The sequence below is a fragment of the Rhizobium sp. BR 315 genome, from assembly GCF_050577975.1.
Classification (GTDB): Bacteria; Pseudomonadota; Alphaproteobacteria; order Rhizobiales; family Rhizobiaceae; genus Rhizobium; species Rhizobium miluonense.
Map to the genome: position 1 here is coordinate 213,497 of NZ_JARWKZ010000003.1, position 21,091 is coordinate 234,587.

Below are 21,091 nucleotides of genomic sequence, written 5' to 3' on the forward strand. Positions count from 1 at the left end.
CCGATTGTCCTTACTAATGCTTGGTTTCCAGCCTGTCAGAACCAGAATACGCCGTCTTCCAGCGCCGTAAACAGGCCGTCCACGGCGTAGGACAGTTTGCGATCGATCACATGCAGATATTCCGTCCAGTCGGAAATGCGCTGCAGCTCGACCTGACCGTCGGAAATCCCGCGCAGGCCGATCAGCGGCAGGCTATAGGTCTGGCAGGCGCGCAGCACTGCAAAGGTTTCCATATCCACCATATCGGTGCCGATGCGCTCGTAAGCCTCCGTGCCGGACACGATATTGCCGCCGGTCGAAAGGCTGGCTTCGGCAATGGTGGGAATGCGTAGCGGCAGTTCGATCGTCGCCGGCAGGTCGAGAAAAGGCGTGCGGCCCTTTTCAAAGCCTAGCGGCGAGGCATCCATATCGCGATAGGAAACGGACGCGACCTGATAGACTTCCGTCTGCTCCAGTCTGGCGGAGCCGGCCGAGCCGAGCGAAACCACGAGGTCGGGCAGGTCGTCCTGGGCTTCGAGCTGGGCGAAGGTGCGGGTGAGCGCAATCGCGGCCTCGACAGGGCCGACGCCCGTCATCAGCGGGTCGATGCGTGAGCGCAGGAAGGGCCCGTATTCGGCCTCGGCCGCCATCACGAACAGGATCGTTTTGCCCGAGACGCGCTTCAATTCGAATTTCATCCGCTAATTCCCTCTCTGCCCCGGATGACCATCATGGTTCCCGTCATCGAGGCAATCAGCTTGGCCGGTCCGTCGCCGATCGCATAGCCACGGCCGTCGGCGACGATGATCGTCGTGCCTGGCTTGGTGACATCGCCCCGAAAGAGGAAGCGCTCGCCGCGTCCCGGCGACATCAGATTGATTTTGAATTCTATGGTCAGGATGGATGCGGAGGGATCGATGACGCTGTAGGCGGCAAAGCCGCAGGCCGAATCCAGGGCGGCGGCGATGATGCCGGCGTGTAGGATGCCATGTTGCTGCGTCAGTTTCATATCGAACGGCAGCTCGATCTCCACCGTGCCGTGCTCCACGCGTGTCAGTTCCGCGCCGATCGTCGCCATTGCCGCCTGCCGATCGAAACTCGTTCTGATGCGGGTCCGGAAATCGCCGTTGTCTGCCACTGTCATGTCGTCCCCTTTCGCAGGTGCGAAACTCGCACGGGGAGGCCGTTTGGACAAGGGTTATCCGATGGAAATCGACGTTGCCGCCGCGGGCTTTGCAACCCATTTCTCTCTCGGCTAATCCAGACGCGGCGTCCCCATCTTGAACCAGGCTTTGGCGATCTTGCCGTTTTCGATCTCGTAGATGCAGATCACGTCCACTTCGCCGCGTCCCTCGGGGAAATTGCGAATGACGATTTCCTGATCGATGACCAGATTTCCGACCGCCATGCGCGAGACCAGCTTGCCGAAGAGATTCGGTTCGCGGAAGCGGGCGACATGACGCTCCCGGATTTCCAGGGCTCCCTTGGCGAGCAGAGTGGAGGGAAATTGATAATATTCGCAGTCGTCCGCCCACCATTGCATGAAGGCGTCGATATCCTTGGCATTATAGGCCTCCAGCTGCATTTGCACGGGCAATGTCACGTCGGCGTTCGGTTGGTTCATATTGTTTGCAAGGTCCGGATTGGCGGTGGAAAATAAGCCCATCAAGCTTCTATTGCTCGCCTCGAATTTTCTCAACGGCCGCGCCATGCTATTCGAGTGAGAGAGTTCATGACGAGGCGCGCGAATGACGACGATCCTGCAATCGGTAGCGGCCTATGAGACCTGGCTGCGGGCGCAGCTTGGCGCCGATCTGGTAGAGGCTGGTCTGGAGAAGAAGCACAAGCTGATGAGGGTTGACAGCTTCTCCTTCCTGCGCGGAACCTATTGGCGCTGGGCCGAGACGATCCTCGACATCTGCCCCGATCTCAAGAACGCGCCACGGATATTGGCGATCGGCGATACGCATCTGGAGAATTTCGGCACATGGCGTGACGAGGAAGGGCGACTGGTCTGGGGCGCGAATGACTTCGACGAGGCGGCCGTCATGCCCTATGCGCTCGATCTGGTGCGCCTTGCTGTGAGCGCCATCCTGGCGCGCAGCGAGGATGGCCCGACGCCGCGCGTCGTTGCCGACAGCATCCTCGCGGGCTATCGCCGCGGCTTGCGCGCGCCGTCTCCCGTCATTCTCGAACGCGATTACAAATGGCTGCGCAAGGCCGTGCTGCTGCCGAATGCCGAACGCAAGGCTTTCTGGCAAAAATATTGCAGCCTGCTGCAGGCAAACGGCCCGATTGCAAATCGCTATCTTGACGCGCTGAGCAATGCTTTGCCGGGTCCTGCGACCGTATTCGAACCCAAGCCGCGCCTCGCTGGCACCGGCAGCCTGGGTCGGCCACGCTTCGTTGCCTATGCCGAATGGCGCGGCGGGCCTGTACTGCGCGAGGTCAAGGCCTTGCTGCAATCCGGCTGGTCATTGAAGCACGATCCGTCGGACAAGACGATCCGCACGGGCATTATCGCCGGCGGACGGGCACGTTCACCTGACCCGCGGTATCAGGTGGACGGAGGCTTGCTGGTGCGCCGCCTGTCACCCAACAGCCGCAAGATCGAGGTCGAAGGCGATGCGCAGGTATTGCTGTCGCCGAATATGCTCGATCTGATGGGCTTCGAAATCGCCAATTGCCATGCCAACGATGCTTCGCTCGTTCCCGGCATTCTGGCCGATCTCGATGCGCGCGGCACCGATTGGCTGCGCACGGCCGCCAAGGCGGCGGCTGTAGCGGTCACGGCGGAGCAGGCGGAATTTGCTCGGCGGTGATGAGGTGTTCAGACAAAATCTAAGTTGCGAGTTCGCGGAGGGGTGACGGAAGTAGAGCAAACTTAGTTCACTTCCGTGCTTGGTAGAATTCCCACGCCCATCAAGCCGCAGGCCGCTTGATCCGCACGATATGCTGGTCCCAGGCGACATCGTTGTGCTCGCCCAGAAAATTCCCATCATAGGACGATACGGCAAACCCGTGACTGGTCGGCGCAATGCCGGCCGCATCGGCGATGCTTTCTACCTTCAGCACCTTACCGGTCCTCGCATCCAGCGTCACGGAGGTCCCTTCGATCGGCGACGTGACGCCGACAAGATTTTCGGCGCGGTTGACGGCGATGGCGCCGACATAGTTGCCGAGTGCCCGGGTCGTATCGTCGGGCAGGGTGACGAAGGTCAGGTCCTCGCCCCTCGCGAAGTGGCCGACAAGCGGCGGCAGGTCGCGACGATGACCCTCATACTGGCAGGCAAACCAGATTCTGCCGTTTGCATCGATATCAACGTGACGGGTCGATACCCGGGCGTATTGCGGCGGTAGCGTATGCTTCTCGATCAGCCGGCCGCTTGCCGCGTCGATCAGCGTCAGCGACGGCTCCATGTGGTCGAGATTGAGCTTGGTGCGGCCGAAATCCGGATGCGTTTCGATGCCGCCATTGGCGACGATCAGGAGCCTGCCATCGTTCGAGACCGTCATGTCGTGCGGCCCGACGCCATAGGTCTCGTATTCGCCGATTCGGGCAAAGCGGTTACTGCTATCATAGAGCCCGATAATGCCGCGATTGTTGTCGAAGTCGTTCTCGCTGGCATAGAGCAGTCTGCCATCGGGCGAAAACGTGCCGTGCCCGTAGAAATGCCGCCCCTCTTTGGCGGAAATGACGATCGGCTCGGCCTTGTTCCAAGGGTCGAAGATCATCGCATAGGTGCCCGGCCGCCGCGCGAAGGCGACGGTCTTGCCGGTCGCCTTCGAAAAAGCCATGCCATGGGCGCGAGCGGGCAAAGCGACCTGATCGACGATACGGCCCTGTTCGGTCACCGTCGCCAGGGCAAAGGAGCCGTCGGCGGCGCGGATGCCCGAGGCGTAGACCGCATCCGCCCGCTCCAGCGCGATCAATGCGCCGGGCTTGAGCGCCGCAAGGAAGGTCAGTCCTGCCGCCTTGACGAAGGCTCTCCGATCAATGAAGCCGCTGCGCATCGCGCTCAGTCTCCGTCCGCGAAGGAGAAGCCTGCCGAGAGCCCGATGGCGCCACCATATTCGTCGCTGAAGCCGGTGGCGAGATCGCGGCTGACGGAAAGCAGCTTGTCGATCTTGGCGCGTTCCGCATCATTGCCGATAGCTGCTTCGATATCGGGATCGATCGTCGGTGCCATGGTCGCAAGTTCGTTCAGCAGCTTGCCGATCTTGGCGGCGACATCACGCTTGTCTGATGGCAGTAAGCTCGCCATGTCGGCCTTTTCCCAGAGCGTCTTCAAGCCCTCGATATTGCCGGAAAAAGAGGTCCAGGTGTTGGCGGAGCGCCAGTAGACCGCCATTTTCGGCCGCGCTGATGCCGGATCGCCCTTGTAGAAGGTTTCCAGTCGCTGGTCGCGGATTTTGACCGCACCATGCACGAGGACGCCGAGCAGTGCCGTGACCGCTTCCCTGTTGTCCGTGAAATCACTGCTATCCTTGCTAGGGAATTTCCAGGATTTCTGCACTCCGTCCGGGGCGTCCCATTCGTCGGCGATCTCCTTGGCCGTGCTTTCGATATTGCCGGCGACGGCCGCACCATAGCGGCAACGGAAGTTCTGCTTTTCGGTGGCGAGCGCCTCCGAGCCGTTGCCGTCGAGCACGTATTCCAGCGCCGTCAGGCTGATCAGCGCCACGCTCTTGCCGGCAACGGCTTCGACGGTCGTGTCCTGCTCATCCGCCTTGGCGATCAATGCCTGCACCTGCTTGAGGCCGACACCTTTGCGGTCGGGATAGAACAGGATGTGCTCGAAGCGGTTCTTCTCGATGATAGGCCCCGTGTCGACGATCTCAATGCGAGACCAGCTCTTCACAGTGTCGCCGAAGGCCGACTTGGCGCTTGCCAGCGTGGCAGTGGAGGGATCGGCGCAAAGTGCCTTCATCGCCACCGTCAATTTCAAGGCGGAGTCATGCATGGCGCGGTAGCCGGGGCGGATGACGTCGTCTACCGCCTTCTGCAGAGCCGCCGGCACCGCCGCCTCGTTCAGGCCGGCGCCAGTGGTCGCCGTATCCTCAGCATGGACAGGCAGAGCCGCAGCGGTGAGGAGAAGGCTGGCAGCGAGACGTTTCCAGTGGCGCATCAGAGAGACTCCAGAAAGTTGATGAGGGCTTGCCGATTGTCCTTGGAAAGCTCGGCGAACGCATTGCGGGCTTTTTCAGCCTCTCCTCCGTGCCAGAGGATGGCTTCGGTCAATGTGCGGGCGCGGCCGTCATGCAGATAGGCCTGCTGTCCGCTGACAGTTTGCGTGAGGCCTATACCCCAGAGCGGCGTCGTACGCCAATCGCGTCCCGATGCCACGCCCACCTGCTGTCCATCGGCAAGGCCTTCGCCCATGTCGTGCAGCAGGAAATCGGAATAGGGCCAGATCAGCTGGAAGGCCTGTGGGGAGTCTTTGCCGTCGCTGCCCCTGATGCCGTCGCGGGTCACGAATTTCGGCGTGTGGCAGGAAGCGCAGCCGGAACGATAGAACATTTCCTTGCCGTGCAGCACATCGGGAAAGCTTGCCTTGCGGCGGGCGGGCACCGCGAGATTTTCGGAATAGTAGGTCACAAGCGGAAGGACGGGATCGGGCGCTTCCGTGTCGCCGAGGCGCTTTTGCACGCCGTTCGGCATGGCTAGGCAGCGCGGCTCCTTCGCCGTGCAGTCGCCATAGGGGTTCGGGCGGTCGGGCGTCGAGATGCCGATATCGACGGAGAAGGCGTCGGCGGCCTGATCGCGCACCGTCGCATTCTGAGCCTTCCAGCCGAAACGGCCAAGCGCGATCTGCCCTGTGCGATGATCGTGGACGATGGCCGCCTTGCCGTGAATGCCGTCGCTGTTTTTGCCCTCCGGGTCGGCATTGGCAAGAATATCGGCTTCCGGAATGGCCTCGATCAGGCCGAGGCCGATCATCGGCGGCGCGATGCGCGGCGAAAACGTGGTGTTGAGATCCATCGGCCCGTAGGCAAGATCGGTCACGCCGTAGTGCGGTTTGCGCAGCGTCACGGTCTCGCCGCCGGCAAGCGTCACCGTTTCCTCGGTATAGGTAACCGTCACCTTGCCTTCGGCTGCAAGGCCGGGCACGGCAAGATCTTGCAGCTGCGCGCCGTAGGTGGAATCCGGAAAGTTGAGCGCGCGAAAGTCCTCGGCCGCCTGCTCCTCCTCCGGAGTTGCGGCCGGTCGTGCCAGCCTCAGCACCAGGGATGTGGCATCAACGCCGGTCTTTTCGAGCCCATGTCCGCGGCCGTCGCGGAGGTGGCAACTCTGGCAGGAGCGGGCGTTGAACAGCGGCCCGAGCCCGTCGGAGGCCTGCGTGGAGGAGGGGGAGGAGACCCAGAGCTTGCGGAAGAGGGCATTGCCGAGATGGAAATTCTGCCCTTGCTCCAGGCTAAGATTGGCGGAGGGCTGCGAGAAGATATCGCGAGTGACCGGATCAACCGACGTGAGCGCGCCGCCCTGCATCGCTTCATAGGCCTCGGCCTTGGAAAAATCCGTGGTCGCGCGGGTCACGTCACGCACCCGCTTCAGCTGTTCGGGGGAAATGTCTGTCCGCGTGGCCGGAAAGTCGAGGAGGCCGGCTGCAGCCAGGGTGATGGAGAAAACCAAAAAAACCGCAGCTAGGGCGGGTAGGAGGGCGCGATTAGCCTGGATGCTTGTCATGGGCGTCGAGGTGGCAGCGCCTTGCCGCGCTGCCACCTCCCTCATTACTTCTTGAAGACGGTGTTAGGATTGTCCAGGCTCGCCGAACCTTCAAGCTTGATGGTGCCGAGATCGAGAGCGGCGATGACGCGCTGGATGCTCTTCGTCTGGTCGAGCAAGCCATCTATCGCCTTCTGCACGGTGGCGTTGCCTTCCTTGTTGCCCTCGCCGATCATCTGGTCGTATTTCTCGACCGTCTCGCCGCGATGCACCAGCGCCTTCATGGCTTCGAGGGTGGCGTCGAGCTTGGCTTCCATTTCCTTGTCGAGCGCCGGATCCTTGGCCTTGACCAGGTCGTGCAACGACGGGCCCTTCATCTTGGTGCCGTCGACGCGCGTATAATTGCCGTTATAGGCAGAAGCGATGCCGATGGCGTCGCCATTGTGCTCGTTATAGGTATTGTCGGAGAAGCAATCCTGCTCTTCTTCCGGATCGTGCAGCAGCAGACCGAGCTTCATGCGCTCGCCGGCGAGTTCGCCATAGGAGAGCGAACCCATGCCGGTCAGGATGGTGGTGAGGCCAGCCTTCGGATCGGCCTGGACATTCTTGGTGGCGTCGCCGTCCGGCGCCCACTTCTCCGCCATGTCCTTGAAGTTGGCGACGAGCAGCGTCGAAGCGGAGCGCAGATACTCGGCACGACGATCGCAATTGCCATGCGTGCAATTCTTCAGATCATAGTCGGTGGCCGGGCGTTCGCCGGCGCCCGGTCCGGTGCCGTGCAGGTCCTGGCCCCAGAGCAGGAATTCAATGGCGTGATAGCCGACCGCGACATTGGCCTCGACGCCGCCGGCCTTGTGCAGCGTGCCCGACAGGAATTCTGGCGTCAGATGCGAAGCGTCGACATCCTTGCCGTTGATCTTGATCGTCTTGTTGGCGATGACGTTCGCGACATAGAGCGAGTTTTCGTCACTTTCGGTGCCGTAGGAAGCATCGACGTAATCGATCAGGCCTTCGTCCAGCGGCCAGGAATTCACTTGGCCTTCCCAATCATCGACGATCGGATTGCCAAAACGATAGACTTCCGTCTGCGCATAGGGAACGCGAGCCTTGATCCAGGCGGCGCGCGCTGCCTTCAGCGTCTTGTCGCTGGGGTCGGCAAGCAAGGCGTCGATCGCCTTGTCGAGCGCCTGCGCCGTGGTCAGCGCGTCCTGATATTTGGCATGCGCCAGTTCCGTATAATGCTTGAGGACGGCAGCGGGCTCCGGAGCGGCTGCGAAGGCCGGCAGGCCGGATGCGGCAGTCGTGGCGAGGGCCACCGCAAGCGCGGCGCCAATATTGATCTTCAGTTTCATATTCCTCTCCTGTGACAGCGGGGGACACCGTCAAAACTTGGTAATTTGTGTCATGTATGAAAAATAAACTTGTGTCAAACACTCTAGTTTGGAATTGTTTTAAGGCTGGTCTTCATTGGTTCAGGCGCTGTCAATGAATGGATTTGCGGGGAAAAAAGCGGCGCCTGCCGACCAGCCATGCCGGCTGCAACATTCGGATAGCATCCGTAGGCTTGAACGCTGGCCACGATGGTCGTGCTCGGCAGCGCAAAGGTCATCGCCGCCGCGCCGTCTCATCTCATTCCGCCTCGGCTGCAATTCATCGAGCGCGGATGGATTTCAACTCATCCCTTGCGCTGCAAACGGCAGAAAAAGAAGCCGTCGGTATCTGTGGAGGCGGGCGTCAGCGTGATGGTCTTTCCGTCCGAGGAGAGCGGCTGCGGCGCTTCCTTGCCGAACAGTTTTTCCCACGAGCTCAAGGTTTCCACCACCTCGAAGTCCGGATTCTGCGCAGCAAAGCGGTTCACCTGCGCTTCGTTTTCATCCGGCAGGACCGAGCAGGTCACATAGAGCAGCGAGCCGCCTGGGCGGACGAACTCGCCGGCTTGTGCCAGGGCTTCCTGCTGCTGGCTGGTGCGCTCGTCGAGATTCTTCTGCGTCAGCCGCCACTTGGTATCGGGCCGGCGCCGCCAGGTGCCCGTGCCGGTGCATGGCGCATCGACGAGCACCTTATCGAACTTGCCGCGCAGGGCCAGCAAGGCGTTGCGCTCGTCATGGACTTGGACATTACGGGTTCCAGCCCGCTTCAGCCGCTCGATGATCGGTGCGAGCCGCCGCCGGTCGCTATCATAGGCGTGGACCTGGCCCTTATTATGCATGGCAGCCGACATGGCGAGCGTCTTGCCGCCGCCGCCGGCGCAATAGTCGAGCACCTGATCGCCCTCTTCGGGCAAGACGAGATCGGCAACGATCTGCGAGCCTTCGTCCTGAACCTCGAACCAGCCCTTCTGGAAGGAGAGTTCGGCGGTGACGTTCGGCAAGCGGGATGCGCCTTCGCCGGCTGGAATGCGGATGCCGAAACGGGCAATCTTCGATGCCTGCGCGCCTGCACGCTCCAGCGCCCTCACGACTTTGGGGCGGTCAGCCTTCAGCGAGTTTGCGCGAAGGTCGAGCGTCGGACGTTCGGAAAGAGCCTGCGCTTCGGAAAGCCAGCTCTCACCGAATGCGCGAAGGAAGGAGGGTTCGACCCATTCGGGAATGTCGCCCTGAATGTGGAGGGGGGCATCTTCAAGCTTGCGGGCGGCAAAGGCCGCCAGGGTCTCGGCGCCTGGCGCTTCGGGCGCAAACTTGTCGCCGTCGAGTTCGGCGGCGAGAGCCTCGGGCGTCAGGCCCCATTGGCGAAAGAGTACGGCATGGGCAAGTGCCGAGGGGCTGTCGTCTTCCATCAGCCAGGCATGGGAAAGCCGCATACGCAAGGCGTCGTAGACGATATTGCCGATCGCGGCCCTGTCGCCGGAACCGGCGAAGCGATGGGCAAGGCCCCAATCCTTCAGGGCATCGGCCACCGGTCGCTTGCGCGTTTCGATATCGGCAAGAACTTCGATGGCCCCCTGCAATCGGCCGCCCAGACGCATTCATCGCTCTCCTGCTTGCGCATGATCCGGAGCCCATTCGGCCCGCCGGAAGATCTGCGCCCTGCCAAAACTGCTGACACCCTACCAATCCGCTCGAATATTGCACCTGGCAGCGGATTGTTGAGGCGTCTCAACCGCGTGGTAGCCGCGATTGACCGAGAGAGCAAGCGTCATGCCGATTTACCGGGTCGTTGCAGAGGCCGGCGATTACTTGGAGGCGACGACTTCGTAGCAGATCTTGGCCGTTCCGGAGGCGACCATGCCGATATTCTGAGCGGCGGCGCGGGAGAGATCGAGAACGCGGCCGTGAATGAAAGGTCCGCGGTCGTTGATGCGGACGACGACGCTGCGGCCATTATGCTTGTTGGTGACCCGCAGACGCGTGCCGAAAGCAAGCGAGCGATGGGCGGCAGTAAGATTTCTGGAACTCATACGTTCCCCGGAAGCAGTTCGGGAGCTTCCTCCGTACCATGAAGCGCCTCCGCAGCCAGCGGATGCAAATGCCGGTGTCGAAACGACAGCAAAGGAGGCAGATATAGTTGCAGCGATCGCCAAAGAACGTGCGATTTTCTTCAAACCGTTTTTCCCTCAAGCTATTGAACTTGCGCCTTGCGCAGGCGGTGGGGCTTAAATCCGGCCAAAAATGGCGAAAAAGTGCCACTCTTGATCACGGAATGTTACGGTCTGTAACATTTGTGAATCGCAACAAATACTGTGACTATTCAGTGGATTTGCTCGGTTATGGAAAAAACCTAATAAAATCAGTTAAAAGTGGAACGATTTTTCTCGCGAGCATGCCGTAATGCCTGGGATCACGAATTTTGGAAAAATAATTTTGCGGCCTTGCCATAATTACTGCCGCATTTGTGCAATTTTAGAGGTCGTTAACCATAATTGCGGGGAAAATTGAACTAGGCCGGGTCGCGAAGTAGGAATTTTCATGCGATTTCGCTTGCTGGCGGAACCCGTTTTTCAGCCTCGCCAGCGCCCGGAAGACCATAGTTCCGCAAGTGACATGCGATATTCTGGGTAGTGGAAGGCAAAGCCGAGCGCGCGCAATTTCGCGTTCGAAACACGCTTGTTCTCACCATAGAAGGAGCGCGCCATCGGCGTCAGTTCCGCCGTTTCGAAGGACTGTTCGGGCGGCGGCTCGGCACCCATGAGGCGGGCCGCTTCCACGATCACGTCCTGCGGCGGCGCGGGCTCGTCGTCTGTCACATTATATATGCCGCCAAGACCGCGGTCGGACAGGAAGCGAGCACAGGCGCCGATATCTTCGACGCGGATGCGATTGAAAACCTGGTTTGCCTTGATGAGGCGCCGCGCCGTGCCCTTTTCCAGATTGCAGAAGGCGTTTCGCCCCGGACCGTAGATGCCGGCGAGCCTGAGGACGGCGACGGGAAGATCGAGCCTGATGCCGGCGCGCAGCCAACCGTCTTCCGCCTCGACGCGCTCGACGGAGCGATCCGCGACTGGGTGCAGCACGGTCTGCTCGCTGACCCAGGCGCCCTTGTGGTCACCATAGACGCCGACGGTCGAGAGGTAGCAGATCCATTGCAGCTTCGGCATCAGCGCCTGCAGATTGAGCTGGGCCAGCCGTAACAGCGGATCCCCCGCTTTCCCCGGCGCGATCGATTGCACCAGATGCGTTGCGGACTGCATTGCCTCGGCCAGATCGGGATCGAGCGTCTCGCCGTCGAAGACGAAGGCTTCGATGCCTTCTTTGGTCAATAATTCCGCCTTGTCGGCGGAGCGGGTCGTGCCGGTGATGCGAATGCCGGAGCCGGCGAAAGCCTTGGCGATGGCCGTTCCCGAATAACCGCAGCCGAAAATCATCACATGCATCATAGAACTCCCGCCAATGTCCATTCGGCGCGAACCTCTTCGTCCGCTTCATCATGCCTTTGTGCCGCAAATGCGCGGAACTCGCCAGACGTCATCAGTCGCGACAACGCCCACACCGCCATGCCGCGCACGACAGGCGAAGGATCTTCAGCCAATTCGCAACATCTTCCTATAAGCGACGGCTCGCCGGAATTACCAGCCGCGATGAGCACGTTGCGGATGAACCGATCCCGGCCAACGCGCTTCACCGGCGAGCCGCTGAAGAAAGCGCGAAACGCCGCGTCGTCCAAAGTCAGCAGAAAGGCGATCGAAGGCTCCTTGAGATCGTCCCGCGCAACCAGCTTCATTTCCGAGGCGGCGCTTGCGAACTTGTTCCAGGGGCAGGCGGCAAGACAGTCGTCGCAGCCGTAGATGCGATTGCCGATCATCGGACGAAGCTCCGGATCGATCGGTCCCTTGTGCTCGATAGTCAGATAGGAGATGCAGCGGCGGGCATCCAGCTGATAGGGGGCAGGGAAGGCGTTGGTCGGGCAGACGTCGAGACAGGCCCGGCAGGAGCCGCAATGGTCGATCTCGGGCTCGTCCGGCTCGATATCGGCCGTGGTGAACATCGAGCCGAGAAATAGCCAGGATCCGAAGGCGCGGCTGACGAGATTGGTATGCTTGCCCTGCCAGCCAAGGCCGGCCGCGCCGGCCAGCGGCTTCTCCATGACCGGTGCGGTATCGACGAAGACCTTGACGTCTTCCTTCGAGCGTGCGGCAAAGCGAGTGGCGATCTCCTTCAACCGTCCCTTGATGATGTCGTGATAATCGCGGTTTCGCGCATAGACGGAGATTGCCGCCTTGTCCTTCTTCTCCAGAACGCCACGCGGATCTTCGTCGGGGCCGTAGTTGAGGCCGAAGACGACGATGGAACGCGTCTCGCTCCAGAGAACGCGCGGATCGCCGCGCCGTTCGCGCGTTTCTGCCATCCAGCCCATGGTGCCGTGATGGCCCTTGTCCAGAAACTGGCCGAGCCTGACGGCCGCCTGCGGGATAGCGTCCGGTCGTGTGATGCGGCAGAGATCGAAGCCTTGGGCGCGCGCCTCTTCGCGCAGAAAGGCGGTCAGCGCGCTCCGTCGCTTGCCGGCTTTTTCCGCTTCACGATCCTCGGGCATGACGAGCCCTCGTTAGAAATCCAGATCGGCGTAGTGCGAAACGGGAGTGACACCGCGCACGCGTTCCGCCAGGATCGGCCGGAAGGACGGGCGCGACTTCAGCCGCTGATACCATTCCTTGGCGATCGGGGATTCCGTCCAGTCGATCTCTCCGAGATAGTCTAGCACGGAAATCGAGGCCGCTGCGGCAAGATCGGCATAGCTCAGCCGGTCGCCGGCGAGCCATTGTCTGGAACCGGCAAGCCAGGACAGATACTTCATATGCTGGCGGATATTGCCGCGCGCCATCCGCATGACCTTGGAATCGGGCGCGCCGCCGCCCTGTTCGGCGGTCATCTGCAGCTTGAAGACGCGCTCGCGCGCCAGCGGCCGCGTGACGTCCTGCTCCATCTTCTGCATGAACCATTCCGTCAGCCGGCGAATTTCGGCGCGCTGGAACGGATCTTCGGCCAGAAGCCGGCGATCCCGCTTCAGGACGCCGTGCGTCTCGTCGAGATATTCGGAAATGACGGCTGCGCCACAGAGCGCCCGCATGCTGTCATCGACATAGACAGGCAAGGTTCCGGCGGGGTTCAGCGCCAGGAAGTCGCGGCGCTTTTCCCATGTCTGTTCGTCGATCAATTCCGTCTGATAACCATATTCGGTCAGGATCAGCCGGACGAACCGTGATGAAGATGACATTGGGTGATGATAAAGCGTCGGCATTGCTACTCGGGTGTTTCTAATTGGTGCTACGGAGTCTTTCGGGTCGCGATTCTGCGGCCCTAGTCATTTGTCATCGGTTGAAGCTATAGGATCTTGGCCTAGTTTGCACAAGCGAATCGGGCCGCCCTGCCGTTTGACAAAGGACACGATATGGCTGAACAAATTATTATCGCGCTGGTTTTAGGCCTTGTGGAGGGGCTTACGGAGTTCATTCCGGTCTCCTCCACCGGACATTTGATATTGCTCGGACATTTTCTCGGCTTCAAGGAAGCCGCTACTTTCGACGTTCTCATCCAGCTCGGTGCGATTCTCGCGATCCTGCTCGTCTATTTCAATCGGCTCGTTCAGATCGCCAAGGCGCTGCCTGTCAGCGTCAAGGCCCGCCATTTCGTTCTGGCCGTCCTTTTCAGCTTTCTGCCGGCAGCCGTCATCGGCGCGCTTGCCCATGATTTCATCAAGACCGTGCTGTTCGACTCGCCGAAGGTCGTCTGTATTTCACTAATCCTCGGCGGCATCGTTCTGCTCGTTGTCGACAGGATCAAGTTCAAGCCCAAATACAACAGCGCCTACGAGTTCTCCTGGCCGATGGCGATCAAGATCGGTTTCTTCCAGTGCCTGGCCATGATTCCGGGAACGTCCCGTTCCGGCTCCACCATCGTCGGAGCGCTGCTGCTCGGTGCCGACAAGCGTTCGGCCGCCGAATTCTCTTTCTTCCTCGCCATGCCGACCATGGCGGGCGCCTTTGCGCTGGATCTCTGGAAGAGCCGTCACGATCTGAGCACGGACCAAGGCCTGCTGATCGTTATCGGTTTCGTCACCGCCTTCATATCGGCGCTGTTCGTCGTCCGGGCATTGCTCGATTTCGTCTCCCGCCGCGGCTACGCTCCCTTTGCATGGTGGCGTATTGCCGTCGGCACGGTCGGATTGATCGGACTCTACTTCGGCTGACGCAGCCCGTCCGCTACCGCAATCCCAGAGACAGCTAAGGCCGGTGGGAGCCGGCCTTTTTCATGCCTATCAATTCGAGGAGGAGGCGTTGATAGAGCCTGTCGTGCAGGGGTCGACGCCGTAGGCCGGCGCACATTCGCCCTTCACCGAGGCGATGCTGCCGCGGGCGACGAAAGAGCCTGCGAGAATCACCAGTGCCGCGCACGCAAACAAAAGCGCGATAGACTTGCCCATCGAAAAATGCCTTTCCGCAGAAGTGTGAAGCGCGCCACGATCGGTTCGTTGTGCAAGCTCGTGACGCGCGGCTGTGTTAGTCAGTGAAGTGAGCAATAGCAATAAATGTTCATATTAAATTTGACGTTAATGGCACTATTTCCGCACTGCGTCTTTTAGGCAACGCTAAGCTGTGTATCACGGGGCTCTGACAGGCCTGAAGCGCCCGATTTCCGCCTTTCCAGACAATAAAAAACGCCGCTCGGCGAGGCCGGCGGCGCTTGAATTTCACGAATCTCCGAATCGTCAGGCCGCTTTGCCCGAACCGGTGAACTGACCTTGCGGGCGATAACGCACGAGATAGGACGGCAGCACGGAGACGAGAAGCGTCGGCAGCAGGCCTATGCCCGTCAGCGTGCGTCCCTCTGCTTCCGCCTGCTTGGAAACGACGTTGTCGCTCTTCAGCAGCGTGACCTGATCGGCGGTGATCGGCGGCTTGATGAGCGGCACCAGGGAAGCGATCGAGCCGATCAGCGAAGCGAGGCCGAAGGGGATGGAGACGAGCGTCTTCTTGCGGCTGATGACGGAAAGCGTGGTCTCGAGACAGTCGCGGAAGGACAGCACTTCCGGGCCGCCGAGCTCATAGGTCGTGCCGGCCTTCAGCTTGCCGTCGACGCTGCGGGCAACGGCCTCGGCGATATCCTCGACATAGACGGGCTGGAATTTCGTCTTGCCGCCGCCGATCAACGGCAGGAACGGCGCCGTGCGGGACATGTCGGCGAACTTGTTGAAGAACTCGTCTTCCGGTCCGAAGACGATCGAGGGGCGCAGGATGACCGCGTCCGGCTTGATCGACAGAATGGCGGTTTCGGCGCGAGCCTTGGTGCGGGCATAGACCGAAGCCGATTTGGCGTCGGCACCGAGCGCTGAAATATGCGTCAGCGAAGCGCCGGCGCCGCGTGCGGCCTCCGCAATGGCCTTGGCGCCGAACTCCTGCACGGCTTCGAAGGTGTTGCGGCCGCTTGCGGCGAGGATGCCGACGCAATTGACGACATGCTGCGCGCCTTCGACCGCGCGGTCGATGGAGTTGCGGTAGCGCACATTAGCCTGAACGATCGAAATCTGGCCGAAATTGCCGAGCGGCTGCAAAAAGCCGGCAAGGTCGGGGCGGCGCACGGCGACACGGATGCGGTATCCGCGCTTTGCAAGCGCGCGCACGACGTGCCGCCCGATGAAGCCTGATCCTCCGAACACGGTAACGAGCGGCGGGAGGTTGGACAGGGTCATGGCAGGCTCCTCGAAAGGCTTTGATTGGGCTTGTCTGGTTTCGTCTTAGCCGATCCGAGCGCCGAGGTGAAGTGCTATCGCGCTGCATTGCAGCGTCGCGTTTTCAAAGGATTTAAGCCCCTTCGACGACGACCATTTCAGCGTCTGCCACCTGCTGGCGGATTTTGGCGGCGATCTGGTATTCCGGCGAGTTGTAGCAATCGACGGCATGCTGCAGCGACGGAAACTCGATGACGACGTTGCGACCGCGCGCCTGTCCCTCGAGCGGCGTGAAAGCACCGCCGCGGGCGAGGAAGTTCGCGCCGTATTTCTCGAAAGCCGGCTTGGCGGCAGCAACGTAATCCTTGTAGCGCTCGGGGTCGCGGACATCCACGCGCGCGATCCAATATCCCTTTGCCATATGTTCCTCCATGCTTGTTTGGGTGTTTTAGAGTGCGGCGTCCATCTCGGCGAGAATGGCGCGGGCCGCCTCCTTCGGGTCGGCCGCCTTGACGATCGGTCGGGCGACGACGAGATGGCTGGAGCCAGCCTTGATGGCTGCGGCCGGGGTCATCACCCGCTTCTGGTCGCCCTTGTCGCTGCCCGCCGGGCGAATGCCGGGCGTGACTAGCGCCATATCAGGCCCGATGATCTTGCGGACCGCGGCGGACTCCTCCGCCGAACAGACGATGCCGCCCATGCCGGCCAGATGCGCCTGCTCGGCGCGGCGCAGCACCAGCGTATGCGGATCGTATTCGTAGCCGGCGGCGATCAGGTCCTCTTCGTCCATCGACGTCAGCACCGTGACGCCGAGCAGACAGAGGTTAGACCCCTTGGCCGCTTCGACAGCCGCCTTCATCGCCTTCGGATAGGCATGCAGCGTCAGCATCGACATACCCATCTTGACGATGTTCTCCACACCGGAGGCTACCGTGTTGTCGATGTCGAGCAGCTTCATGTCGAGGAAGATCTTCTTGCCGTCGGCGGCAAGATCGCGGGCGAATTCCAGGCCGCCGGCAAAGGCGAGCTGATAGCCGATCTTGTAGTAGAGGATATCGTCGCCGAGGGCGCCGACCACTTTCTCGGCCTCCTGAAGGTTTGGAACATCCAGTCCAACGATCAAGCGGTCGCGTGCGGTCATCTCAAGCCCATCCCATCCAGTCTTCTATCGGTGTCCAGTCGCACGAGATCGTGCGCTTCGCAAGATCGAAACAGAAAAGATTGCCACCACCCGGCGGCTGGTCGCCCTGCCGTGCGATCGGCTTTCCCTCAAGATGGCATTTCAACAATGTCCCGACGCCGCCATGCCCGACGAAGGCTATCGGCACCTGCGGGTTATGTCGCGAAAGAACGGCCTCGACATTGGAGACGATCCTTGTCTGCGCGTCGATCGCACGCTCCCAACCCATGAAGCTTTCGTGCGGATTGGCGAAGAACCAGTCGGCGGCCTTCTCGAATTCCGGTGGCGGCAAGAAGCCCGTGGCGCTGCGGTCGTTTTCGTGCATGGCCTCGATGATTTCGATCGGGTCGCCGCATGTGGCCGCCAGGATTTCAGCCGTTTCTATCGCCTTGCGTTCGCCGCTCGAGACGATCAGGCCAAGCTGATGCGCCCAGGGACGGGTTGCCGCCACCCGCGCTCTCGCCGCACCGACCTCGGAAAGCCCCCATTCCGGCACGGGAATATCGGCATCGATCCGCACCTGCGGATGCGTAATGTAAAGTGCGTACATCGGATTGCCTCAGCCGCGGGTGTAGACCCAGAGCTGGGCCGGCGGAATGTTGCGGACGATGAAATCGTAGTGGCGGATGTGGTAGCGATCTGGCCGCGCGATGATCGGCGAAACCGGCCCGTAGGAAATCTGTACGACCGGCCGGCCGGCCGGCATGCGATCCAGCAGGCTTTCCAGCAGCGCCACACGCGCCTTCATCGGGAAATTGAGCAGAGGAATACCCGAGACGACAGAATCGAAGGTCTGGCCGCGCAGCACGCCGAGCGTCTTGTCGAGATCGAAGGCATCACCATTGATGAAGTGGACGCCAGGATAGAGCTTGACGAGGTGATTGTAGAAATCGGTCGAGTATTCGATGGCGACGAGGTTTTCCGGCTCGACACCGCGCGCCAGGATCGCCTTGGTGATGGCTCCCGTTCCCGGCCCGAGTTCCAGCACTGGCAGGCCGGATTGCGTGTTGATGATGCTCGCCATCTTGCGGGCAGTGATCGACGAGGTGGGAGCGATCGATCCCACAGTCTTGGGTCCCTGCATCATGCCCTTGAAGAAACGGATCTCCTCATCGAATTTTTTGCCAAGCCGTTCCTTGAGACGCAGCGCCATGCATTCCCCCCTAGATGTTACGGTCGCGACTTACATACCGCTTATCTAAAATCTTGCAATGCGATGACGCAATAACAAGAGAAAATGTCGCAATCCGAAAAGGACCAAATAAAAGCGCCCTCACGTTGTAGAAACGCATGAAAGGGCGCTTTGGTTTCGCCAGAGCCGGATGATTTTAGGTCGAACAGACCTAAAATCATCCGGCTCTTGAATCAAAGAAGTGGAGCATGATGTCGTCCGAAAACCGCTCACACTTTTCGGCATCATGCTCTAGACGCGCATCGGCATCAAAACATAGAGCGCGTCGTCGCCGGCTGTGTCACGAATGAGCGTCGGCGAGCCTGCATCGGCAAGCAGGAACACGGCCGCATCGCCGGAAAGCTGAGCGGTGATGTCGAGCAGGTACTTCGCGTTGAAGCCGATTTCCATCGGATCCATCTCATAGCCGACGGCGACTTCTTCCGTCGCACTTCCCGAATCCGGGTTGTTGACCGTCAGCAGCAGCTGGCCGTCCGACAGAGCCAGCTTCACGGCGCGGCCGCGCTCCGACGAAATTGTCGATACGCGGTCGACGGCCTGCGCGAAGGTCTGGCAATCGACCCGCATTTCCTTGTCGTTGTTGGCTGGGATGACGCGCTGATAGTCCGGGAAGGTGCCATCGATCAGCTTCGAGGTCATGACGATGGAGCCGATCGTCAGGCGGATCTTGGCGTCGGATACTTCGACGGTCACGATCGTATCCGGCGTGTCCACCAGCTTCTGCAGTTCGCCGACCGTCTTGCGCGGGATGATGATGCCGGGCATGCCTTCGGAGCCCGAAGGGGCGCTGACATCGGCACGGGCCAGGCGATGTCCGTCCGTGGCGACAGCCCTGAGCTTCAGGTCGCCGCCGCTTTCAATCGTGTGGAAGAAGATGCCGTTGAGGTAATAACGGGTCTCTTCAGTGGAGATCGCAAACTGCGTCCGGTCGATCAGCATCTTCAGATCGGCCGCCTTCAGCTTGAAGGAATGGCTGAAGTTGCCGGCGGTGAGGTCCGGGAAATCGGATTCCGGCAGGCATTGCAGCGAGAATTTCGAGCGGCCGGATGCGACCGTCATCGAGCTGCCGTCGGCATTGGTGGCAAGAAGCACTTCCGATCCGTCGGACAGCTTGCGCACGATGTCGTAGAGCAAATGCGCAGGAACAGTGGTGGCGCCGGCCTGCTCGACATTGGCGGGTGTTGCCTCGGTGATTTCGAGGTCGAGGTCGGTTGCCTTCATGTCGAGGCTCGTGCCCTCGGCCTTCAGCAGCACGTTGGACAGGATCGGGATCGTGTTGCGACGCTCGACCACGCGATGTACGTGGTTCAGCGACTTCAGGAGGTTCGACCGCTCAATTGTTATACGCATGGATGCTACCGCTTTCGACCGTGACTTGCCGGGCAGCCCGAGGCGCCCGAGCGACATGTTTTCGGACGAGGCCCGAAAGATTGGACAGGCAACTTGGCAGACTTCTCCATCCGAATGCAAGAGGCATGGATCAATTGCCAAGCGCCAATTCGACATTTCGTCGACAATCCTCCACAGGAATTGCACCGCTCTTGCCGTCCGTGCGCGCCTCGCCCATAAAGGCTGCTTATCCCAAGTGAATTCAGGACCGGCATGAACGAAGACCAATCCAGCGGCGGGACGCGCAGTTTCCGTCTGCACAACAATCAGATTCCGGCCCGTCCCCTCGAACCGGCTCTCTATCTTGTCGCCACGCCGATCGGCAATCTCGGCGATATCACGCTGAGGGCGCTTGAGACGCTGGCCGGCGCAGACGTTCTGGCCTGCGAGGACACGCGCGTCACACGCGTCCTGCTCGATCGCTATGGCATCCAGAACAAGCCCTATGCCTATCATGAGTACAATGCCGATGAGGCAGGACCGCGGCTGCTGCAGGCGCTGGAAGCCGGCCGATCGGTGGCGCTGGTGTCGGATGCCGGCACGCCGCTTGTCTCCGATCCAGGCTACCGGCTGGCGACGCAGGCGATCGAGGCGGGATACAAAGTCGTTCCTATTCCAGGCGCCTCGGCGCCGCTCGCAGCCCTCGTCGGCTCCGGCTTGCCCAACGATGCCTTCTTCTTTGCCGGCTTCTTGCCCGCCAAGGACAAGGGCCGGCGTGACAGGCTGGCCGAGCTTGCGGGCGTGCCCGCGACCCTCATCTTTTTTGAGTCGCCGCATCGTATTGCCGCCACGCTTGCTGCCGCCGCCGATGTACTTGGCGGTGAGCGCGTGGGTGCCGTTTGCCGTGAGCTGACCAAGACCTTCGAGGAATTCCGGCGCGGATCGCTCGCTGAACTCGCCGCTTTCTACGATGCCGTGGATAATGTGAAAGGCGAGATCGTTCTGCTCGTCGGTCCGCCGGCGGAAAGCGTGACGGCTGAGGCCGATGTCGACGCCATTCTGGCCGATCTCGCGGGGACGATGCCGACGGCAAAGGCGGCGGCCGAAGCCGCCCGCCTGACTGGCCTGCCGCGCAAGGAACTCTATCAGCGCCTGCTCGACATGAAGGAGCGCCATGCCTGATACAGGGGGTGAGCCGGGCGAAAGGCTGAAGCGGCAAAAGGCCTGGCGGCGCGGCCATGTCGCCGAATATCTCGCTGCCGCCTTTCTGATGCTCAAGGGCTATCGCATCCTCGCCATCCGCCATCGCACGAAACTCGGCGAAATCGATATCGTCGCCCGCAAGGGCGATCTCGCCGTCTTCGTGGAAGTCAAATCGAGGCGCGGTGCGCAAGAGGCGATCGACGCCGTTTCCTTCTCTTCGCAGAGACGCATCCGCGCCGCGAGCGACCTTTGGCTTGCCCGGCAGCCGGATTTCGCCCGTCTGTCGCAACGCTATGACATCGTCGCGATGCTGCCGGGGCGCTGGCCGCAGCATTTTCCCGATGCGTTTTGAGCAGGGCGTTACAGGACCGTCACAAAATCAGCCTATTGCCGGGCGACCGGCACTCGCGATTTTCTCGCCGACGCTCACAATCTCGTTTCG

The 21,091-nt window shown here is 61.0% G+C and carries 23 protein-coding genes; 4 read left to right on the plus strand and 19 right to left on the minus strand.

The features are described from left to right. Positions 1-35 precede the first annotated feature (35 nt). The 3 genes from QD409_RS05340 to QD409_RS05350 form a co-directional block, all read right to left on the minus strand. The gene (locus tag QD409_RS05340; protein WP_430762060.1) at positions 36-677 is read right to left on the minus strand and encodes a 5'-methylthioadenosine/S-adenosylhomocysteine nucleosidase; all 642 of its coding nucleotides are present in this window, start codon (positions 675-677) and stop codon (positions 36-38) included. Next, positions 674-1,123 carry a PaaI family thioesterase gene (locus QD409_RS05345; protein ID WP_092843324.1) on the minus strand — a complete coding sequence of 150 codons (450 nt, stop codon included), beginning with the start codon at positions 1,121-1,123 and terminating at the stop codon, positions 674-676. The genes QD409_RS05340 and QD409_RS05345 overlap by 4 nt, the downstream gene beginning before the upstream one ends. Positions 1,124-1,234: 111 nt before the next feature. Next, complete coding sequence (locus tag QD409_RS05350; protein ID WP_430762061.1) at positions 1,235-1,645, minus strand: nuclear transport factor 2 family protein; 411 nt, start codon at positions 1,643-1,645, stop codon at positions 1,235-1,237. Positions 1,646-1,727: 82 nt separating this feature from the next. Between QD409_RS05350 and QD409_RS05355 the strand changes: the two genes are divergently transcribed. Continuing rightward, on the plus strand, positions 1,728-2,801 hold the full coding sequence (locus tag QD409_RS05355; RefSeq protein ID WP_430762062.1) for a DUF2252 family protein: 1,074 nt from the start codon (positions 1,728-1,730) through the stop codon (positions 2,799-2,801). A gap of 100 nt (positions 2,802-2,901) precedes the next feature. Here QD409_RS05355 and QD409_RS05360 read toward each other — a convergent pair whose 3' ends face one another. The 9 genes from QD409_RS05360 to QD409_RS05400 form a co-directional block, all read right to left on the minus strand. Continuing rightward, complete coding sequence (locus QD409_RS05360; protein WP_430762063.1) at positions 2,902-3,993, minus strand: DUF1513 domain-containing protein; 1,092 nt, start codon at positions 3,991-3,993, stop codon at positions 2,902-2,904. 5 nt (positions 3,994-3,998) lie between these two features. Then, a complete protein-coding gene (locus QD409_RS05365; protein WP_430762064.1) occupies positions 3,999-5,108 on the minus strand; it encodes an imelysin family protein in 1,110 nt (369 codons plus the stop codon). Further along, a complete protein-coding gene (locus QD409_RS05370; protein ID WP_430762085.1) occupies positions 5,108-6,667 on the minus strand; it encodes a di-heme oxidoredictase family protein in 1,560 nt (519 codons plus the stop codon). Before QD409_RS05370 ends, QD409_RS05365 begins: the two co-directional genes overlap by 1 nt. Positions 6,668-6,711: 44 nt before the next feature. Then, complete coding sequence (locus QD409_RS05375; RefSeq protein WP_430762065.1) at positions 6,712-7,998, minus strand: imelysin family protein; 1,287 nt, start codon at positions 7,996-7,998, stop codon at positions 6,712-6,714. A gap of 323 nt (positions 7,999-8,321) precedes the next feature. Next, positions 8,322-9,611 (minus strand): RsmB/NOP family class I SAM-dependent RNA methyltransferase, encoded by a 1,290-nt coding sequence (locus QD409_RS05380; RefSeq protein WP_430762066.1) that lies wholly within the window; start codon positions 9,609-9,611, stop codon positions 8,322-8,324. Positions 9,612-9,818: 207 nt separating this feature from the next. Then, positions 9,819-10,187: a septal ring lytic transglycosylase RlpA family protein gene (locus QD409_RS05385; protein ID WP_092843313.1), complete on the minus strand. Its 369-nt coding sequence runs from the start codon at positions 10,185-10,187 to the stop codon at positions 9,819-9,821. Positions 10,188-10,583: 396 nt separating this feature from the next. Then, the gene (locus QD409_RS05390) at positions 10,584-11,456 is read right to left on the minus strand and encodes an SDR family oxidoreductase (RefSeq protein ID WP_092843311.1); all 873 of its coding nucleotides are present in this window, start codon (positions 11,454-11,456) and stop codon (positions 10,584-10,586) included. After that, complete coding sequence (gene queG / locus QD409_RS05395; RefSeq protein ID WP_092843309.1) at positions 11,456-12,613, minus strand: tRNA epoxyqueuosine(34) reductase QueG; 1,158 nt, start codon at positions 12,611-12,613, stop codon at positions 11,456-11,458. Before queG ends, QD409_RS05390 begins: the two co-directional genes overlap by 1 nt. Positions 12,614-12,625: 12 nt before the next feature. After that, the gene (locus QD409_RS05400; protein WP_092843307.1) at positions 12,626-13,318 is read right to left on the minus strand and encodes a glutathione S-transferase family protein; all 693 of its coding nucleotides are present in this window, start codon (positions 13,316-13,318) and stop codon (positions 12,626-12,628) included. Positions 13,319-13,468: 150 nt separating this feature from the next. Here QD409_RS05400 and QD409_RS05405 point away from each other — a divergent pair, with 150 nt between their 5' ends. Beyond that, positions 13,469-14,266 (plus strand): undecaprenyl-diphosphate phosphatase, encoded by a 798-nt coding sequence (locus tag QD409_RS05405; RefSeq protein ID WP_004108247.1) that lies wholly within the window; start codon positions 13,469-13,471, stop codon positions 14,264-14,266. Positions 14,267-14,335: 69 nt separating this feature from the next. Here the strand turns inward: QD409_RS05405 and QD409_RS05410 are convergent, their stop codons facing one another. The 7 genes from QD409_RS05410 to dnaN form a co-directional block, all read right to left on the minus strand. Continuing rightward, the gene (locus tag QD409_RS05410) at positions 14,336-14,500 is read right to left on the minus strand and encodes a hypothetical protein (RefSeq protein WP_092843305.1); all 165 of its coding nucleotides are present in this window, start codon (positions 14,498-14,500) and stop codon (positions 14,336-14,338) included. 285 nt (positions 14,501-14,785) lie between these two features. Continuing rightward, positions 14,786-15,766 (minus strand): complex I NDUFA9 subunit family protein, encoded by a 981-nt coding sequence (locus QD409_RS05415; RefSeq protein ID WP_092843303.1) that lies wholly within the window; start codon positions 15,764-15,766, stop codon positions 14,786-14,788. Positions 15,767-15,878: 112 nt separating this feature from the next. Continuing rightward, positions 15,879-16,166, minus strand: coding sequence for a DUF1330 domain-containing protein (locus QD409_RS05420; RefSeq protein ID WP_430762067.1), 288 nt, complete (start codon positions 16,164-16,166; stop codon positions 15,879-15,881). Positions 16,167-16,193: 27 nt separating this feature from the next. After that, positions 16,194-16,886, minus strand: a complete 693-nt coding sequence (pyrF, locus tag QD409_RS05425) for an orotidine-5'-phosphate decarboxylase (protein WP_092843299.1) — start codon at positions 16,884-16,886, stop codon at positions 16,194-16,196. Between the two features lies 1 nt (position 16,887). After that, on the minus strand, positions 16,888-17,475 hold the full coding sequence (locus QD409_RS05430) for a histidine phosphatase family protein (RefSeq protein ID WP_092843297.1): 588 nt from the start codon (positions 17,473-17,475) through the stop codon (positions 16,888-16,890). Between the two features lie 9 nt (positions 17,476-17,484). Continuing rightward, on the minus strand, positions 17,485-18,078 hold the full coding sequence (gene pmtA, locus QD409_RS05435) for a phospholipid N-methyltransferase PmtA (protein ID WP_092843295.1): 594 nt from the start codon (positions 18,076-18,078) through the stop codon (positions 17,485-17,487). A 270-nt stretch (positions 18,079-18,348) separates the two neighbouring features. After that, positions 18,349-19,524: a DNA polymerase III subunit beta gene (gene dnaN / locus QD409_RS05440; protein ID WP_425348503.1), complete on the minus strand. Its 1,176-nt coding sequence runs from the start codon at positions 19,522-19,524 to the stop codon at positions 18,349-18,351. Positions 19,525-19,719: 195 nt separating this feature from the next. On the opposite strand from dnaN, the gene rsmI reads away from it, so the two are divergent. Together rsmI and QD409_RS05450 are read left to right on the plus strand one after the other, a co-directional pair. After that, positions 19,720-20,628 carry a 16S rRNA (cytidine(1402)-2'-O)-methyltransferase gene (rsmI, locus tag QD409_RS05445; RefSeq protein WP_092843293.1) on the plus strand — a complete coding sequence of 303 codons (909 nt, stop codon included), beginning with the start codon at positions 19,720-19,722 and terminating at the stop codon, positions 20,626-20,628. After that, a complete protein-coding gene (locus QD409_RS05450) occupies positions 20,621-21,001 on the plus strand; it encodes a YraN family protein (protein WP_092843291.1) in 381 nt (126 codons plus the stop codon). The genes rsmI and QD409_RS05450 overlap by 8 nt, the downstream gene beginning before the upstream one ends. The last annotated feature ends 90 nt before the right edge of the window (positions 21,002-21,091 follow it).

Coding starts and splice junctions, on each gene's coding strand:
- QD409_RS05340 (WP_430762060.1), bottom strand. CDS start 677: ATGAAATTCGAATTGAAGCGCGTCTCGGGCAAAACGATCCTGTTCGTG.
- QD409_RS05345 (WP_092843324.1), bottom strand. CDS start 1,123: ATGACAGTGGCAGACAACGGCGATTTCCGGACCCGCATCAGAACGAGT.
- QD409_RS05350 (WP_430762061.1), bottom strand. CDS start 1,645: ATGGGCTTATTTTCCACCGCCAATCCGGACCTTGCAAACAATATGAAC.
- QD409_RS05355 (WP_430762062.1), top strand. CDS start 1,728: ATGACGACGATCCTGCAATCGGTAGCGGCCTATGAGACCTGGCTGCGG.
- QD409_RS05360 (WP_430762063.1), bottom strand. CDS start 3,993: ATGCGCAGCGGCTTCATTGATCGGAGAGCCTTCGTCAAGGCGGCAGGA.
- QD409_RS05365 (WP_430762064.1), bottom strand. CDS start 5,108: ATGCGCCACTGGAAACGTCTCGCTGCCAGCCTTCTCCTCACCGCTGCG.
- QD409_RS05370 (WP_430762085.1), bottom strand. CDS start 6,667: ATGACAAGCATCCAGGCTAATCGCGCCCTCCTACCCGCCCTAGCTGCG.
- QD409_RS05375 (WP_430762065.1), bottom strand. CDS start 7,998: ATGAAACTGAAGATCAATATTGGCGCCGCGCTTGCGGTGGCCCTCGCC.
- QD409_RS05380 (WP_430762066.1), bottom strand. CDS start 9,611: ATGCGTCTGGGCGGCCGATTGCAGGGGGCCATCGAAGTTCTTGCCGAT.
- QD409_RS05390 (WP_092843311.1), bottom strand. CDS start 11,456: ATGCATGTGATGATTTTCGGCTGCGGTTATTCGGGAACGGCCATCGCC.
- queG (WP_092843309.1), bottom strand. CDS start 12,613: ATGCCCGAGGATCGTGAAGCGGAAAAAGCCGGCAAGCGACGGAGCGCG.
- QD409_RS05400 (WP_092843307.1), bottom strand. CDS start 13,318: ATGCCGACGCTTTATCATCACCCAATGTCATCTTCATCACGGTTCGTC.
- QD409_RS05405 (WP_004108247.1), top strand. CDS start 13,469: ATGGCTGAACAAATTATTATCGCGCTGGTTTTAGGCCTTGTGGAGGGG.
- QD409_RS05410 (WP_092843305.1), bottom strand. CDS start 14,500: ATGGGCAAGTCTATCGCGCTTTTGTTTGCGTGCGCGGCACTGGTGATT.
- QD409_RS05415 (WP_092843303.1), bottom strand. CDS start 15,766: ATGACCCTGTCCAACCTCCCGCCGCTCGTTACCGTGTTCGGAGGATCA.
- QD409_RS05420 (WP_430762067.1), bottom strand. CDS start 16,166: ATGGCAAAGGGATATTGGATCGCGCGCGTGGATGTCCGCGACCCCGAG.
- pyrF (WP_092843299.1), bottom strand. CDS start 16,886: ATGACCGCACGCGACCGCTTGATCGTTGGACTGGATGTTCCAAACCTT.
- QD409_RS05430 (WP_092843297.1), bottom strand. CDS start 17,475: ATGTACGCACTTTACATTACGCATCCGCAGGTGCGGATCGATGCCGAT.
- pmtA (WP_092843295.1), bottom strand. CDS start 18,078: ATGGCGCTGCGTCTCAAGGAACGGCTTGGCAAAAAATTCGATGAGGAG.
- dnaN (WP_425348503.1), bottom strand. CDS start 19,524: ATGTCGCTCGGGCGCCTCGGGCTGCCCGGCAAGTCACGGTCGAAAGCG.
- rsmI (WP_092843293.1), top strand. CDS start 19,720: ATGAACGAAGACCAATCCAGCGGCGGGACGCGCAGTTTCCGTCTGCAC.
- QD409_RS05450 (WP_092843291.1), top strand. CDS start 20,621: ATGCCTGATACAGGGGGTGAGCCGGGCGAAAGGCTGAAGCGGCAAAAG.